Origin of the sequence: Pseudonocardia nantongensis (assembly GCF_046546495.1) — a bacterium.
Classification (GTDB): Bacteria; Actinomycetota; Actinomycetes; order Mycobacteriales; family Pseudonocardiaceae; genus Pseudonocardia; species Pseudonocardia nantongensis.
The window spans coordinates 120,503-136,982 of the sequence record NZ_JBKGXT010000014.1; the positions used below are offsets into that span (position 1 = coordinate 120,503).

A 16,480-nucleotide genomic window follows, 5' to 3' on the forward strand; every position below is an offset into this window, starting at 1 on the left:
AGCCCATGGAGCCCACGACGACAACGCGGAAGGTGATGTGGAGGCTGCTGCCCATTCTCATGGGAGCTTTCTTCGTCGCCTATCTCGATCGGCTCAGCGTGAGCGTTGCGGCACTGCAGATGCGAGGGGATCTCGGCATCAGCGAGGCGGCGTTCGGGCTAGGAGCCGGGATCTTCTTCATCACCTACGTCATCTTCGAGATTCCCAGCAACATCATCCTGCAAAGGGTGGGGGCGCGGCGCTGGATCGCCCGGATCATGTGGACGTGGGGGCTGGTCACGGTGGCCACCATGTTCGTGACCGGGCCGGTCACGTTCTACATCGCACGCGCCCTGCTGGGCGTCGCCGAGGCCGGCTTCTACGCCGGAGTGATCTTCTACTTGACCCAGTGGTTCCCGGCGCGTGAGCGAGGACAATCGTTCTCCTGGTTCCAGCTCGCCGTACCCATCACGTTCGCGTTCGGTTCTGCCATCGGCGGGTCATTGCTCCTCCTCGACCGGGTCGCCGGGATCGCCGGGTGGCAGTGGGTCTTCCTGGTCACCGGACTCGTCGCCGTCGGTTACGGGTTCGTCGTGTGGAACTTCCTGACCGACACGCCCACCGAAGCCCGCTGGCTCAGCCAGGCGGAGAAGGAGGGACTCGCCGCCCGCCTGCGCTCGGAACACGACCGCAAGCAGGCCGAGGGCGCACACACCGTCCGCGCGGCCTTCTCGAACGGCTGGGTCTGGTTCTTCTCGCTGCTCTACTTCGCGATCATCCTCGGCCAGTGGGGGATCGGCTTCTGGCTCCCACAGATCATCGCCGGCGAGTTCCCGGGTGCGAGCGACTTCCAGGTCAGCTTGCTGTCCGCAGCACCGTGGCTGGTCGCGCTGATCGCCATTGTGCCCGTGGCCCGGCACTCCGACCGGACCGGCGAGAGGCGCTGGCACCTGGCGGTGCCGTGCGCGGTGTCCGCGTTCGGATTCGCCCTGAGTGCCTACTTCGAGCAGCCCTTCCTCGCTCTCGCGGCCACCGCGCTGGCCCTGGTCGGCCTGATGGCGGCGGTACCGGTGTTCTGGAACCTGCCGTCCGCCGTGCTCACCGGCGCGGCCGCGGCGAGCGGCATCGCCCTGGTCAACTCGCTGGGCAACCTCAGCGGCTTCGTCGGGCCCTCGGTCCTCGGTCTCATCACACAGGCAACCGGCAGTTCCCGGGGCGGGATCGCCATCCTGGCCCTGTTTCTACTGGTGGCGGCCGGGCTCGCGTTGATGACCCGCCGCGAGCGACGAGTACTCGAGTCCGCCGAACAGCCGGCGCGACCGACCTCCCACCACGTTCCCGAGACCTCATGATCCGCCGCCTTGCACCGCAACGACCACGACGGGCCATCGGAGGAGCAGGGGCACGGCTCGGGAGCGCCGCAGACTGATCACGAGATGCCGCGGTGGGCTCATGAACTGAGGGCCTGCGTCGGTGGCCGGAGGGCGGCCTCCTCCGGCCACCCCGCCCCTGCCTCCAGGCCGGCTTCGGGTATCGGGTCGGGTCAGGTCCCGGCCGCCGCCTGCGGACGAAGCCCCGGCATCCCGGCGGGGCTGCCGTGCGGGACCCACTGCGCCAGAAGGTCCCGGCCGAACAGCTCGTCGACGACCATGAAGCCCGCGCCGGTCGGGCCCGACCGTTCACCCAGCGACGTCCGCGCGATCTGCAGGTCGCGCGTGGCCAGCGGCAGTGACCGTCGGTAGACCGATTGGCGAACGCTGGCCAGCAGCAGGTCGCCCGAGGCTCCGACCCGGCCGCCGAGCAGGATCGTCGACGGGTTGAAGAAGTTGACCACAGCGGCCACCGTGTCGCCGACCAGCCGACCCGTCCGGGACAGCAGTTCCACCGCGACCGGGTCGCCGAACTCGGCGGCGAGCACGATGTCGCTCGAGGTGATCTCGCCTGTCTGAGCCAGCCGCACGACCAGGTGCTCGCCCCGGCCGTCCTGGGCGGCCGCCGTTGCGTCCCGGGCCAGAGCCGTCCCGCCGACCAGTGCCTCCAGGCAGCCGACGTTGCCACAGCGGCACACCACCTGCTCGGCGCCCGGCACCGATCCGGTCAGCCCGACGTGTCCGATGTCGCCCGCCGAACCCTGCGCGCCGCGGTGCAGCCGTCCACCGGAGATCAGTCCGGCCCCGATCCCGGTGCCGATCTTGACCAGTACCAGGTCCGGGGAGCCGGCCCCCCGGCCCGCCCGATACTCGCCCAACGCCATCACGTTGACCTCGTTGTCCACGAACGCTGGCGCGTCGTAACGTGCGGCCAGCCGGTCGCGGACCGGGTAGCCGTCCCAGCCCGGCATGATCGGTGGCGCCACCGGACGGCCGGAGGCGAACTCGACCGGTCCGGGCACTCCGAGACCGACACCCCAGACGGCGGGGGCGTCTCGGTCGGCGAGTAGCTCGTCGAACAGGTCCTCCACCCGGCTCAGGCTGGCCTCCGGCCCGGCGGCGATGTCCCATTCGCAGCCTCGGTGGGCGAGCAGGCGTCCGCTCAGGTCGGCCAGGCCGGCGTCGATCCCGGTCGCCCCGAGCGAGGCAACCAGCAACACCCCCGCATCGGCCTGGAAACGCAGCTCGCGCGGCGCCCGGCCGCCGGTGGACATGCCGAGCTCGCCCTCGGTCACCAGGCCGGCTGCCTCCAGCTGACCGAGCCGCTGCGATACGACCGTGCGCCCGAGCCCGGTGCGACGGGCCAGTTCCGGACGCGTGCGCGCGCCGCCGGAACGAACCAGGTCGAGCACGGTGACCAGCGTGTCCAGCTGGTCCGGCGCGACACCTTGCACGGACAGTCCCACTCGTGGCCCTCCTCGTTCCGCCTCGGCCCGGACTTCCGAGATTAGTCCATTGACTTCTGTGTAGATCGAACTTTAGTGTCATCGCATCGATCGGAAGTGCGGCGCTGCAGCCGCACCGGAGGAGGTGGGCCGTGCGTCTGGGCTATCACTCGATCACCTGGGGCGGGGTCACCGGCGCTGCCGCCGGGGTGACCAGCGTCAAGGATCTCGTCTACCGGGTGCCCGGCGACATGCGCCAGGCGCTGCGCGAGATCTCCGCCGCCGGTTACCGGGGTGTCGAGATGTTCGACGGGAACCTGCGCGAGTTCGCCGAGCTCACCGATGGCGACCCCGCCTCGCTGCCCCGACTGCTCGACGAGACCGGCCTGTCACTGGTCGGGGTCTACACGGGCGCGAACTTCGTCTACCCGGACATCCTGGCCGACGAGCTGCACCGGGTGGGCCGGGCCGCCGAGGTCGCGGCCCGGTTCGGGGCCGGGCAGCTGGTGGTCGGCGGCGGCGCACCCCGCGCAGACGGGATCGCCGAGGGCGACCACGACCGGCTCGGCCAGGCCCTCGACACGGTGGCCGAGATCGCGGCCGAGCACGGCCTGTCCGCCTGCTACCACCCGCACTTGGGGACGATCGGCCAGTCCCCGGAGCAGGTCGAGGCCGTGTTCGAGCGATCCTCGATCGGCTTCTGCCCGGACACCGCGCACCTGGCCGCCGGCGGTGGTGACCCGGCGGCGCTGATCCGCCGGTACCGCGACCGGATCCGGCACGTGCATCTCAAGGACCTCGCGGCCGACGGTGCCACGTTCCTCCCGCTCGGCCGCGGCGAGCTCGACCTGGACGGCGTGCTCGCCGCCGTCGCCGAGTCCGGCTACGACGACTGGCTGGTCGTCGAGCTGGACTCCTACGACGGCAACCCGGCCGAGGCCGCCCGGATCAGCCGCGCCTGGCTCGACGGCGCGCTGGACCGGGCCGGGCTGACCGTGACGACGAGCTGAGACAAGGGAGAGCGATGGCGGACAGCCTCCGCGCCGGAATCATCGGCGCCGGATTCATCGGCGGCGTGCACGCGCACGCCGTCCGCGCGGCCGGCGGCGAGGTGACCCGTGTCGCCGCGTCCACTCCGGACCGCTCGGCCGCCGCCGCGGCCCGGCTCGGCGCCCACGCCGGGGCACCGAGCGGCGAGGCGCTGATCGACGCCGACGACGTTGACGTGGTGCACGTGTGCACCCCGAACTCGACACACGTCGCCCTGGCCCGCCGCGCGCTGGCCGCGGGCAAGCCCGTGGTCTGCGAGAAGCCGCTGGCGACGACGTTGGACGACGCGCAGGAACTGGCCGCCGCGCCCGGCGGGCTGGTCGCGACGGTGCCGTTCGTCTACCGCTTCTACCCCGCGGCCCGGGAGATCCGGGCCCGAGTGGCGGCCGGCGAGGCGGGCCCGTTGCACCTGCTGCACGGCGCCTACCTGCAGGACTGGCAGGCCGGCGGAGCACCGGCCGGCTGGCGCGGCGACGCCTCCGAGGGCGGCGCGCACCGCGCGTTCGCCGACGTCGGCGTGCACTGGTGCGACCTGGTCGAGTTCACCAGCGGGCACCGGATCACCCGCCTGCTGGCCGCGACCGCGGGCGGGGGCACCGCCAGCACCGTGCAGTTCGAGACCGACACCGGTGCCACCGGCTCGGTCGTCATCAGCCAGACCGCGCTCGGGCGGCGCAACGCCCTGCAGATCTCGCTGGACGGCGAGCGGGCGGCGTACCGCTTCGACCAGGAGGACCCGGAGGCGGTGCGGATCGGCGGCACTGACGGCGACCGGACGCTGCACCGCGGCTCGCCCGCGTCCTCCGAGGCCGCCGCGCGCTACTCGCTGCTCCCGCCCGGGCACCCGCAGGGGTACCAGGACTGCTTCAACGCGTTCGTGGCCGACACCTACGCCGCGATCTGCGGCGACGCCCCGGACGGGCTGCCCACGTTCACCGACGGCGTACGTGCCGCGGCACTGACCGACGCGGTGATCCGCTCGTCGGAGTCCTCGACCTGGGTGGAGATGCCCTCGTGAAACTCGGAATGCTCACCGCCTGCCTGCCCGACCAGCCGCTGGAGCAGATCGCGAGCTGGGCCGCCGGCCAGGGCTACGAGGCCCTCGAGGTCGCGGCGTGGCCGGCCATCGGCGACCGCCCGTTCACCGCCAGCCACCTCGACGTCGCCTCGTTCGGCGAGCGGGAGGCCGACAGCACACGCGCGCTGTTCGACCAGCACGGCCTGACGCTGAGCTCGCTGGCGTTCTACGACAACAACCTGCACCCCGACCCGGGCGAGCGGAAGGCCATCAACGACCACGTCGCCGCATGCATCGACGCCGCCGCGCTGCTCGGCTGCCCGACCGTCGGCACGTTCGTCGGGCGACATCCCGGCCGGACAGTGGCGGAGAACCTGCGCGACGCCGAGGAGATCTTCCCGCCCCTGGTGGAGCGGGCCGGCGAACACGGGATCAAGCTGATCGTCGAGAACTGCGTGATGGAGGGTTGGCACCCGGACGGCTACCCGGGCAACCTCGCCTACTCGCCCGAGCTGTGGGAGTGGATGTTCTCGCTCGGGCTCTACCTGAACTACGACCCGAGCCACCTCATGTGGATGGGCATCGACCCGGTCGAGGCGCTACGGCCCTACGTGGACAGGATCCCGCACGCGCAGGCCAAGGACATCCAGCTCTTCCCGGACAAGCGCCACCGCTACGGCTGGCCGGGCAAGGCCGTGGTGCGCGAGGACCCGTTCGACGTCGGCTGGTGGCGCTACCGCGTGCCCGGACTCGGTGACGTGGACTGGCGCCGGGTCGTCGACACCCTCTACGAGGGCGGCTTCGACGGCGTGCTCTCGGTCGAGCACGAGGACCCGGTCTGGGGCGGCACCGAGGACCGGATCCACACCGGCCTGCAGGTCGCCCACCGCACCCTGCGGCCGCTGATCGTGGCCTGAGCGGCCCTCACCCACGCACTGCCGCAGCAAAGGAGCTTGGGAGATGAGCGAGACCTTCGATGTCGTCGTGGTCGGCGGCGGGACGGCCGGGTGCATCGTGGCGGCCCGGCTCAGGGAGGACCCCGGCCGCAGTGTGCTGCTGGTCGAGGCCGGGCCCGACTACCCGACCGAGGTGCCGGCCGCCGTACTCGAGGGTCGAGTGGTGCCGATGCGCGGGCACGCCGCGGACGTCGACCCTCGCCACGACTGGGGGCTGGCCGCCGAGGGGGCCGGCGGCGCATCGATCTCGGTGCCGCAGGGCCGGCTGATCGGCGGCGGGTCCGCGATCAACGGCATGATCGCGCTGCGCGGCGCGACGACCGACTTCCGGGAGTGGGCCGAGCGCGGCAACCCACGCTGGGACTGGGCCCACGTGCTGGCCGCATACCGCGCGCTGGAGGACGACCCGGCACCCGGCCCGGACATCCACGGCCGCGGCGGCGCGTTCCCGATCGCGCGCGCCGACGAACACGAGTACGCCCCTCTGCAGGCCGCGTTCGTGCAGACCTGCCGGGCGCTCGGGGCCAAGGACCAGCCGGACCTCAACGCCCCCGACGCCGAGGGCGTCGGGCCTGCCCCGATGAACCGGGTCGGCACCACCCGGATGTCCACCGCGACGACCCACCTGGCGTCGGCGCGCGGGCGGCCCGGCCTGACCGTGCGCGGTGACCTGCACGTCCGGCGCGTCACCTTCGACGGCACCATCGCGACCGGCGTCGAGCTCACCGACGGCACGGTGATCGGCGCCGGCGAGGTGGTGCTCACCGCCGGCGCGATCCAGACTCCGGCACTGTTGCAGCGCTCGGGCGTGGGTCCGGCGATGCTGCTGTCCGGGCTGGACGTCCCGGTCCTGTCGGACCTGCCGGTCGGGGAGAACCTGGGCGACCACTTCTCGGTACCCCTGCTGGCCGTGCCGCGCGAGGGCACATGGTCACCGGAGGACTTCAGCCTGCAAGCGGTGCTGCGAACGTCGACCGAGGCACAGCCGGGTGCAATAGATGCGCAGCTCACGATGTTCACCTACCTCGACGTGTCGACCACCGAGGCCGGCGCACGGGGGTTGGCCGGCACCGGCGGGGAGGGCCTCGGCCAGCTCGCCGGGATGGGCTGCGTGCTGAACAAGCCGCGCTCGGTCGGCTCCGTCCGGATCACCTCCACCGACGCCACCGTGCTGCCCCGCGTCGCACCGGGCTATCTGACCGAACAGGTCGATCGGGACGCGATCCGCGAGATCGTTCGGCTCGGCTGGGCTGTCATCACGGGTGAGCCGCTGGCCGGGATGCTGCACGAGCCGATCGGGCTCGACGCCGCCACCGTCGCCGACGACACCGCTCTGGACGCCGCGATCGAGACCATGACCGCGTCGGGCTACCACTTCACCGGCACCTGTGCCATGGCCCCGGCCGAGCGCGGTGGTGTGGTGGACCAGGACGGAAGCGTGCACGGACTGACCGGGCTGCGGGTCGCAGACGCGTCGGTGATCCCGGTGGAGCCGGCCGCCAACACGATGCTGCCCACCGTGATGACCGCGGAGCGGCTGGCCGCCGCGGCTCGCGGGCGCTCCTTCCCGGAGGCGTCATGAGCACCCCGGTCGTGGAGCTGTCCGGAGTCGCGAAGCGCTTCGGCGGCGTGGTCGCGGTCCGCCACGCCGACGTGGCGCTGTTCCCCGGTGAGGTGCACGCGCTGCTCGGGGAGAACGGCGCCGGCAAGAGCACGCTGGTCAACATGCTGGCGGGCATCCACCGGCCGGACGCCGGCACGATCACCGTGGCCGGCACCGTGGTGACGATCCCGAACCCGCGTACCTCGCGGGCGCTGGGGATCTCGGTGGTGCATCAGCATCCGGTGACGTTTCCCGACCTGACGGTCGCCGAGAACATCATGCTGGCCGGCCCCGCGCCACGCCGGCGCACCCGGCTGCTGGACTGGGGCGCGGTCCGCCGGCACGCCCGCGAGGCACTGGCCCGCCTGGATGTCCACATCGACATCTCGGCCGAGGTCAAGCATCTGTCCGCAGCCGACCAGCAGCTGCTCGAGATCGCCAAGGCGCTCGACGCAGGCACCCGGCTGCTGGTGCTCGACGAGCCCACCGCAGCGCTGTCCACCCGCGAGGTGGACCGGCTGATGGAGATCATCGCTCGGCTCAAGGCCGACGGGGTCTCGGTCCTGTTCGTCGGCCACCGGCTGAACGAGGTCTTCGCGCTCGCCGACCGGGTGAGCGTCTCTCGGGACGGGGCCACCGTGGTCACCGGTCCGGCGCACGAGTTCACCCCGGAGTCGGCGGTGGGGCACATGGTCGGCCGCTCGGTGGAGACCGTGTTCCCCAAGGCCGAGGTCGAGCTCGGGCCGGTACGCCTCGAGGCCCGCGGTCTGAGCCGGCGCGGTGCCTACACCGACGTGTCGTTCACCGTGCGCCGCGGCGAGATCCTCGGTCTGGCCGGCCTGGTCGGCGCGGGTCGCACGGAGATCGCCCGCGGGTTGTTCGGGCTGGAGCCGACCGACTCCGGCGAGATCTTGTTGGACGGCGCCGCGGTGAGCATCAGATCGCCGCAGCAGGCGATGCGCTACGGGGTCGCCTACGTGCCCGAGGACCGGCAATCCGAGGGCGTGGTGCTGGAGCACTCGATCGGCTTCAATCTGCCGCTGGCGCTGCTGGAGCGACGGCCCCGGTTCGGCCTGCTCTCACCGCAGGCCGACCGGGCGCTGGCAGGCGACTACATCGACCGCCTCCGGATCCGCACCAGCGGCCCGGACCAGTTGCTCGGTGCCCTGTCCGGGGGCAACCAGCAGAAGGTCGTGCTCGCGAAGTGGCTGGCCACCGACCCGTCAGTGCTGATCCTGGACGACCCGACCAAGGGCATCGACGTCGGCGCGAAGGCCGAGGTGCACCAGCTCATCTCCGGGATGGCCGAACGCGGCCTGACCATCATCCTGATCAGCAACGAGCTCGAGGAGCTGCTCGCCGTGTCCGATCGCGTGATCACGTTCTACCGCGGCGCGCAAGGGCCTGAGTTCGACCGGCGCCCGTTCGACGCGGAACAGGTGCTGGCGGCGATGACCGGGCAGGTATCCGATGTCCACGTCTGACACCCGCACCGCGCCCGTCCCGGCACTGCTCGAATCCCGGCGCCCGATCTACCGGGAGGCAGGCCTCGGCGTCGTCCTGGTCGTACTCGTGGCGTTGTTCGCGACGCTCACGCCCCGGTTCGCCAGCGGCGACACGTTCGCCCAGATCGGCACCGATCTGTCCATCGTGCTGATCGTCGCGGTCGGCCAGGCCCTGGTGCTGTTCACCCGCAACATCGACGTCTCGGTCGGGTCCACGGTCGGGCTCACCGCCTATCTCGCGGCCAGCCTCACCGCGGCCGTCCCCGGGCTGCCGTTGGTGCTGACGGTGCTGGTCGCCTGCCTACTCGGGGCGGCCCTGGGCGCGGTGAACGGCACCCTGGTCGCGACGCTCAAGGTGCCCTCGATCATGGTCACACTGGGCACGCTCTACATCTTCCGCGGGCTTACCTCCGCGTTGGCGGGCAGCTCGCAGATCACCGCGCAGAACCTGCCGGACTCCTACTCGGCGATCGCAACCGGGACGGTGCTCGGGATCCCGCTGATGTTCCTCTACGCACTGGCGGTTGCCGCGCTGGCGCACCTGGTCATCCGGCACACCTTCACCGGGCGGGCGATGCTTGCCGTGGGCAGCGCCCCCGCCTCGGCCGAACGGACCGGCATCGCCTCGAAGCGACTGGTGTTCGGGGCCTATACCGTCACCGGGCTGCTCTGCGGGCTCGCCGGGGTGCTCTGGGGCGCCCGCTACGGCACCGTCGACTCCTCGGTCGCGACCGGCTTCGAGCTCGTCGTTCTGGCCGCCGTCGTCGTCGGTGGGGTAAGCATCACCGGCGGGGTCGGCACCGTCGGCGGGGTCGTGCTGGGCGCCGCGATCCTGTCCGTGATCAGCACTGGCCTGGCGCTCGCCGACGTCTCCGCGTTCTGGCTGCAGGCCATCCAGGGACTGGTGATCATTCTGGCGATCACCTTCGACCTGGTCCTGCGGCGCCGCCTGGAATCCCGAGGAGTGTCCACATGACCGCGCAGACGACCGGTCGGCAACCCGTCGCCCCCGCCCCCGCCCCCGCCGCCGTGCGACGGCGGCTCCCGAGCTGGTTCGGCACCTGGGAGATCACGCTCTCCGCGCTGGTGGTTCTCGCGGTAGTGGTCGCCTCGGCCACCAGCCCGTACTTCGCGACCGGACAGAACTTCTCCACCTCGGCGACCGGCGCACTCGGGCTGAGCTTGATGGTCGTCCCGATGGCCTGGCTGATGGTCGCCGGGGAGATCGACCTCTCGGTGGCGTCGACGTTCGCGCTCTCCGCGACGGTGTTCGGCCTGGCCGTAGCCGGCGGGCTGGGCACCTGGCCGGCGATCGGGTTGGGCGTGCTGACCGGGGCGGTGGCCGGGCTGGTCAACGGACTGCTGGTGGTGGATGTCGGGCTGCCGTCGCTGATCGTCACGATCGGGACGCTGGGCCTCTACCGCGGGCTGTCCTACGTGCTGTTGGAGAACCGGGGCATCAGCGACCTGCCGCCCGGGCTGACCACTTTCGCCCAGGAGAATCTGCCCGGCACCCTGGTGCCCTACGGCTTCGTCGCCTTTGTGGTGGTGGCCGTCGCCGCGGCGGTGCTGCTGCACCGCGGAGCGTTGGGCCGGGCGGTGTTCGCGATCGGCAGCAATCCCCAGGTGGCCCGCTTCTCCGGGCTGCGGGTGGGCGCGGTCAAGCGCGGGCTGTTCGTGTTCTCCGGCGTCGTGGCTGCGATAGCCGGCATCGCCTACGCCGGATATATCAGCACCGTCCGGGCCAGCAACGGCACCGGGCTGGAGCTGATCGTGGTGGGCATCGTGCTGATCGGCGGGATCAGCATGTACGGCGGCAGGGGCTCGTTCGTCGGCGTGCTGCTGGCGCTGCTGCTGGTCACGATCCTGACGAGCTGGATGACCCTGGGCGACGCCGAGACCGCCGTGCAGTACATGGTGACCGGTCTGCTGATGGTCGGCGCAGTCGTGGTGCCCGCCCTCGCTCGGCGCCTGCACCTGGCGCGTGAACGCCGCCGCTCAGCCGGGAGCGTCCGGTGAGGCGCCCGGGCGTGGGAGCCGCCATCGCGACGGCGGCGCTGCTGGCGCTGACCGCCTGCGCTGCCCCGGAGCCGTCCGGACCGCCGCCGCCGCGACCGATCCGGGACTGCAACGTGACAATGATCCCGAAGAACACCGACAACCCGTATTTCGCCGCGGTGCACACCGGGATGGTCGATGCCCAGCGCGAGCTCGGCGGTGACCTGTCGTTCGTCGGCCCGGCGGCCGCCGACGTCACCGGGCAGATCCAGCGCATCCAGAGCGGTCGCCAGCGCGGATCCTGCGTGATCGGCATCTCCGCGGTGGACTCCACGGCGGTCGCACCGGCATTGGACGCTGCCCGCGCCGACGGGTCGCGGATCATCAGCTACGACGCCGATGTCGCTGACGGCTCGCGGGGCGTGTTCGTCAGCATGGCCACGGCCGACGAGCTCGGCCGCGCCCAGTTCGACATCCTCGCCCGCGCGATGGGCAACACCGGTGAGTTCGGCATCGTGTCCTCGCAGAGCACGGCCGAGGTGACCAACGGCTGGATCGACGTGATGAAGGCCCAGCTCGGCAAGGCGCAGTACAGCGGGATGCGTCTGGTCAAGACCTCCTACGGGGACGACGACGCGAAGAAGAGCTACGACGCCGCCGTCGCGTTGCTGCGGGCCTACCCGAACCTGCGGGGGATCATGGCGCCGACCCCGATCGCGATGGAGGCCGGCGTCAAGGCCACCACTGACCTGGGGGTGGCCGACCGCGTGGTGGTCACCGGGTTGGGCAACCCGGGTAACCAGGCCGAGCTGCTCAAGACCGGCCAGGTCCCGGCCTACGTGCTGTGGAGCCCTCGCGACCTGGGCTACCTGACCTACTACGCGGCCGCCGCCTACACCGCGGGCGAGATCACCGGCCGGGCCGGCGAGACGTTCGCCGCCGGGCGTCTCGGGCGCAAGACCATCGGGCCCGGCGGCGAGATCGTGATGGGCCACCCGATCACGTTCACCAAGGACAACGTCGATCGCTACCTGCACGACTTCGAGACCACCGGCTGAGCGAGGAGACATGTTCCGCTACACGTACAACACCCTGGCGTACGGCCGGGAGCCGCTGCCTGAGGGGATCGCGCGGCTGGCCCGGTACGGCTACGACGGCGTCGAGCTCGTCGGGGAGCCAGCCGAGCAGGACGTCGGGCAGATCCGGACCGCGCTGGACCAGCACGGCCTGGTCGCGTCCTCGATCATCAGCATCTTCACGCCCGAGCGCGACATCGTGAACACCGATCCCGCCGTGCGTCGCCACGCCGTCGACTACGTGCGCGGCAACGTCGACCACGCCGTCGCGCTCGGCGCCGAGGTCGTCACGTTCACCCCGACGGCCTGCATGAAGATCGTCCCCGGTGCCGAGCGGGGCCGGGAGTGGCAGTGGGCGGTCGAGGCCGCGCGCGAGATCGGCGGCTACGCGTCTGAGCGCGGCGTACGGATCGCGGTCGAGCCGTGGAACCGCTACGAGACCTATCTGATCAACCGTATCGACCAGGCCGTCGCGTTCGTCGACGAGGTGGACCGGCCGGGCGTCGGGGTCATGGCCGACACGTTCCACATGGCCATCGAGGAGCCCGACATCGCCGCGGCGATCCGTCGTGCCGGGACACGCCTGACCCACGTGCACCTGGCCGACTCCAACCGCGCCGCGCCCGGGTACGGGCACACCGATTTCCGGCCGATCCTCGCCGCGATCACCGATGTCGGTTACGACGGCTGGATCTCCTACGAGCTACTGCCCGCGGCCGGTGACGTGTGGGGAGTGCTCTCCGGCGCCGGGGCACCGGAGTTCGGTGACCTCTACACCGAGGCCGCGATCACCCACACCAAGAATGTCGTGTCCGACCTGGCGGCGGGCCGGTGAGCCGCCCGCTGGGCCTGAGCACGTTCCTGCTGGCCTCCCCGTTCTCCGACGACGACGCGCGCCGGGCGTTCGACGAGGTCGCCGCACTCGGCTACGACGTGGTCGAGGTGTGTGTGGAGGACCCGGCGAGGCTCTCGGCGCCGGCGCTGACCGAGGCGGCCCGGGCGACCGGTCTGGACGTGGGCGTGTGCGGCGCGTTCGGCCCCGAACGCGACCTCTCGCATGACGATCCACGACAGCGCCGGCAGGGGGTGGACTACCTGCGCGGCTGCATCGACCTCGCCGCCGCGGTCGGGTCGCCACACGTCGCCGGGCCGATGTACGCAACCACCGGCAAGGCCCGGATGCTTGCGCCGGACGAGCGGGCGCAACAGTTCCGGTGGGCCGCTGAGAGCATCCGGGAGGCCGCCGACCACGCCGGGGAGCGCGGGGTCACGCTGGCGATCGAGCCCCTGAACCGGTTCGAGACCGACCTGGTGAACACCGTCGAGCAGGGCCTGGAGCTGTGTGCCGCGACCGGCCGGGACAACGTCGGCCTGCTGCTGGACACGTTCCACATGAACATCGAGGAAAAGCACCTGGGCGACGCCGTGCGGTTGGCCGGTGACCGGGCGTTCCACGTCCAGGTCGCGGAGAACGACCGCGGGACGCCGGGCAGCGGGCACGTGCCGTGGGCGGAGTTCTTCACGGCGCTCGACGACATCGGTTACCACGGCCAGGTCGTCGTCGAGTCGTTCCTGCCCACCGTGGCCGAGATCGCCCGCGCGGTGTCGCTGTGGCGCCCGGTTGCCGACTCGCCGCAAGCACTGGCCCGCGACGCGATCGCGTTCCTCCGCTCGGCGGATGATCGCCGGGGCCGGTCGTGACGGGCGCGGCGTCCACCACGAAGCTGCGGTGGGGAGCGGTGATGACGGTCGTCGGTGTGGTGACCCCGGCGCCGGCCCGGTCCTTCCTGCGTCGACGAGGCACGGTGCTGGCGCACGACGAGAGGAACGAGTGATGCGCGACGTCACCGACCACGCGGGCCACCCGGTCACGCACGGCCGCGCGACCGTCAACGGTGTGCGCCTGCACTACGTCACGGCAGGCTCGGGCCCCCCGCTGGTGTTGCTGCACGGAGTCCCGAAGAGCTGGTACTACTGGCACCGGGTCATCCCGTTGCTGTCCGAGAGGTTCACCGTCGTCGCCCCGGACGTGCGCGGTTTCGGCGACTCCGCCCGCCCCGACACCGGCTACGACATGGGCACGATCGCCCGCGACATCGGCGCGCTGATGACCGAGCTCGGTCACGAGAGGTTCGCGATCGCCGGCGAGGACTGGGGCGCCGCGTTCGCCTACGCCGTGGCCGCCACCTACCCGGAGCGGGTCACGAAGCTGTCGTTCGCCGAGATGCTGCTGCCCGGGTTCGGTCTGGAGGACTGGTCGGCGCTGACCGCCGACAACGTGTTCTCCGACCACTTTCTCTGGCACGTCGGCTTCTTCCACGTCCGGGACTTCCCGGAGATGCTGATCTCCGGCCGGGAGGAGCAGTTCTGGTCCACCTGGATGAAGAACGAGACCTACAACCCGGCCGCGATCACCGACGACTGCGTGCGCGAGTGGGCCCGCTGCTCGGCCGCGCCGGGTGGGCTGCGCGCGATCTTCGAGGTCTACCGCGCAACGTTCACCAACATCGAGCTGGACACCGGGTGGGCCCGAACACCGCTGCCGATGCCGGTGCTCACGATCGGCAGCAGCCACTTCATCGGCGAGGAGTCCCGCCGGCAGATGGACCGCACGGCCACCGACGTGCGCTACGTCGAGATCGCCGACTGCGGGCACAGCCTGGCCCTGGAGCGTCCGGCCGAGCTGGCCCGGGTACTCGGCGACTTCTTCGCCGGCTAGGCGCAACGACACCCGACCGAGGAAGGAGGCCCGTGTTCCGCTACACCGCCGAAGTCCTGCCCTACCACGACGTCCCGCTGGACACGGCGCTCGGCGAGCTGTCCGGCCTGGGGTTCACCGAGGTCAACCTGTGGTCCTCGGCCCCGCCGCTGGCCGCGCATGTCAACCCGGGTGACGACCTGCCCGCGATCAGGGCGGCGCTGCGCCGGCACGGGATGACCGCGTGCGGCCTGACCTGCTACGGCAAGGACCGGGTGGAGGTCCGCGACCGGTTGCGCCTGGCGCACGACCTGCAGATCGACACCGTGGTGTTCGACTGCGAGGCGCACTACCCGGAGTTCGTCTCGCAGTTCCTGCCCCCGCTGCTGGACGAGGCCCAGCGGCTCGGGGTGCGGATCGCGGTGGAGAACCATCTCACGGTGCCCTTCAGCGCCGACTTCGAGTCCGGGACGGGGGAGGGGCAGCGCTGGGACGAGGGCGTGGACAGCCTCGCCCAGATCAAGCGGCTGCTCGCGGACCTGCACCACCCGAACCTGGGCATCTGCCTGGCGCCGCCGCACCTGTGGGTGATGAACGAGTCGATCACCGAGGCGATCGGCTACCTCAGCGAGCGCGGCAAGCTCTTCTACTACTACGTCTGGGACATCGACCACGCCTACCGGCGCGGGGTGGACGGGCTCAACTTCGGCCCGGGCGAGTGTCAGCTGCCCCGCCCCGGCGGCGTGCTCGACCACGCCGTGCCCTTCGCCGCGCTGGCGCGGGCCGGATACACCGGGGTCGCGAGCCTCAAGTGCCACGGCACCGCGGGCTGGCCGCTCGAGCGGATCACCCGTGAGCTGCGGGGCGCCGACGCCTACGTCCGCGACTGCCTGCGGTTCGCGCGCGGATAGCGCTGCCCGGACCGCGGTATGCGCATACGAACGAGATCGAGGAGGGACACCCGATGGACCGCATGACCGGCAAGGTCGCCCTGGTGACCGGGGCCGCCCGTGGGCAGGGCCGCGCGCACGCTCGCACCCTCGCCGCCGAGGGAGCCGACGTCGTCGTCGTCGACGTGCCGGGCGAGATCGGCACCGCGCAGTACCCGATGGGGTCCGCGGACGACCTGGCCGAGACCGTCCGCGGAGTGCAGGCGCACGGCCGGCGTGCGCTGGCCGTGCGCGCCGACCTGCGCGACACCGCCGCCGTGGAGGCGATGGCGCAGCAGGCGATGACCGAGTTCGGCCGGATCGACGCGCTGGTCTGCAACGCCGGTTTCATGAGCGCCGCGGAGAACACCTGGTCGCTGACCGACGACCAGTGGGCCGACATGCTCGACGTGAACCTGACGTCGGTCTGGAAGACCACCCGGGCCGTCGTGCCGCACATGATCGCGGCCGGGAACGGCGGCGCGATCACGATCACCGGCTCCACCGGCGGGCTGCGCGCGGTGGCCGGGTGTACGCACTACAACGCGGCCAAGTACGGCTGCATCGCGCTGATGAAGACGCTGGCCTGGGAGCTGGCGCCGGAGAACATCCGGGTCAATGTCGTGCACCCGACCGGGGTGAACACCGACATGAGCAACAACGACTGGTTCGTGCGCTGGCTGGGCGAGCACGAGGACCTGGCCGAGCCGATGCGCGGCAACCGGATGCCCGCCGAGGTGGTCCAGCCCGAGGACGTCTCGAAGATGATCGCCTTCCTGGTCTCCGACGACGCCCGCTACGTCACCGGCGTCGAGCACCGGGTCGACGCCGGATTCATGATCAAATGATGGAG

General features: G+C 71.5%; 15 protein-coding genes. 14 read left to right on the forward strand and 1 reads right to left on the reverse strand.

Features of this window, described 5'->3' with window-relative positions:
• Positions 1 to 59 precede the first annotated feature (59 nt).
• Positions 60 to 1,331, forward strand: coding sequence for an MFS transporter (locus ACLFMI_RS16715; protein WP_410948786.1), 1,272 nt, complete (start codon positions 60 to 62; stop codon positions 1,329 to 1,331).
• 191 nt (positions 1,332 to 1,522) lie between these two features.
• On the opposite strand, the gene ACLFMI_RS16720 is transcribed toward ACLFMI_RS16715, so the two are convergent.
• Positions 1,523 to 2,815: an ROK family transcriptional regulator gene (locus ACLFMI_RS16720; protein WP_410948787.1), complete on the reverse strand. Its 1,293-nt coding sequence runs from the start codon at positions 2,813 to 2,815 to the stop codon at positions 1,523 to 1,525.
• Between the two features lie 131 nt (positions 2,816 to 2,946).
• Between ACLFMI_RS16720 and ACLFMI_RS16725 the strand changes: the two genes are divergently transcribed.
• The 13 genes from ACLFMI_RS16725 (at position 2,947) to ACLFMI_RS16785 (ending at position 16,475) form a co-directional block, all read left to right on the forward strand.
• On the forward strand, positions 2,947 to 3,804 hold the full coding sequence (locus ACLFMI_RS16725; RefSeq protein WP_410948788.1) for a sugar phosphate isomerase/epimerase family protein: 858 nt from the start codon (positions 2,947 to 2,949) through the stop codon (positions 3,802 to 3,804).
• Between the two features lie 14 nt (positions 3,805 to 3,818).
• Complete coding sequence (locus ACLFMI_RS16730) at positions 3,819 to 4,862, forward strand: Gfo/Idh/MocA family protein (protein WP_410948789.1); 1,044 nt, start codon at positions 3,819 to 3,821, stop codon at positions 4,860 to 4,862.
• On the forward strand, positions 4,859 to 5,779 hold the full coding sequence (locus ACLFMI_RS16735) for a sugar phosphate isomerase/epimerase family protein (protein ID WP_410948790.1): 921 nt from the start codon (positions 4,859 to 4,861) through the stop codon (positions 5,777 to 5,779). The genes ACLFMI_RS16730 and ACLFMI_RS16735 overlap by 4 nt, the downstream gene beginning before the upstream one ends.
• A 43-nt stretch (positions 5,780 to 5,822) precedes the next feature.
• Positions 5,823 to 7,400 (forward strand): GMC family oxidoreductase, encoded by a 1,578-nt coding sequence (locus tag ACLFMI_RS16740; protein ID WP_410948791.1) that lies wholly within the window; start codon positions 5,823 to 5,825, stop codon positions 7,398 to 7,400.
• Positions 7,397 to 8,905 carry a sugar ABC transporter ATP-binding protein gene (locus tag ACLFMI_RS16745; RefSeq protein ID WP_410948792.1) on the forward strand — a complete coding sequence of 503 codons (1,509 nt, stop codon included), beginning with the start codon at positions 7,397 to 7,399 and terminating at the stop codon, positions 8,903 to 8,905. Before ACLFMI_RS16740 ends, ACLFMI_RS16745 begins: the two co-directional genes overlap by 4 nt.
• Positions 8,892 to 9,902, forward strand: coding sequence for an ABC transporter permease (locus ACLFMI_RS16750; RefSeq protein ID WP_410948793.1), 1,011 nt, complete (start codon positions 8,892 to 8,894; stop codon positions 9,900 to 9,902). Before ACLFMI_RS16745 ends, ACLFMI_RS16750 begins: the two co-directional genes overlap by 14 nt.
• On the forward strand, positions 9,899 to 10,945 hold the full coding sequence (locus tag ACLFMI_RS16755) for an ABC transporter permease (RefSeq protein ID WP_410948794.1): 1,047 nt from the start codon (positions 9,899 to 9,901) through the stop codon (positions 10,943 to 10,945). The genes ACLFMI_RS16750 and ACLFMI_RS16755 overlap by 4 nt, the downstream gene beginning before the upstream one ends.
• 11 nt (positions 10,946 to 10,956) lie before the next feature.
• Positions 10,957 to 11,982 (forward strand): rhamnose ABC transporter substrate-binding protein, encoded by a 1,026-nt coding sequence (locus tag ACLFMI_RS16760; RefSeq protein ID WP_410948795.1) that lies wholly within the window; start codon positions 10,957 to 10,959, stop codon positions 11,980 to 11,982.
• A 10-nt stretch (positions 11,983 to 11,992) separates the two neighbouring features.
• Positions 11,993 to 12,835 (forward strand): TIM barrel protein, encoded by an 843-nt coding sequence (locus tag ACLFMI_RS16765; RefSeq protein WP_410948796.1) that lies wholly within the window; start codon positions 11,993 to 11,995, stop codon positions 12,833 to 12,835.
• Positions 12,832 to 13,701 carry a sugar phosphate isomerase/epimerase family protein gene (locus ACLFMI_RS16770; protein WP_410948797.1) on the forward strand — a complete coding sequence of 290 codons (870 nt, stop codon included), beginning with the start codon at positions 12,832 to 12,834 and terminating at the stop codon, positions 13,699 to 13,701. Before ACLFMI_RS16765 ends, ACLFMI_RS16770 begins: the two co-directional genes overlap by 4 nt.
• Positions 13,702 to 13,834: 133 nt before the next feature.
• Positions 13,835 to 14,719, forward strand: coding sequence for an alpha/beta fold hydrolase (locus ACLFMI_RS16775; RefSeq protein WP_410948798.1), 885 nt, complete (start codon positions 13,835 to 13,837; stop codon positions 14,717 to 14,719).
• A gap of 32 nt (positions 14,720 to 14,751) precedes the next feature.
• Entirely contained in the window at positions 14,752 to 15,609 is an 858-nt protein-coding gene (locus tag ACLFMI_RS16780; RefSeq protein WP_410948799.1) for a sugar phosphate isomerase/epimerase family protein, read from the forward strand.
• Positions 15,610 to 15,662: 53 nt separating this feature from the next.
• Positions 15,663 to 16,475 carry a mycofactocin-coupled SDR family oxidoreductase gene (locus tag ACLFMI_RS16785; RefSeq protein WP_410948800.1) on the forward strand — a complete coding sequence of 271 codons (813 nt, stop codon included), beginning with the start codon at positions 15,663 to 15,665 and terminating at the stop codon, positions 16,473 to 16,475.
• The last annotated feature ends 5 nt before the right edge of the window (positions 16,476 to 16,480 follow it).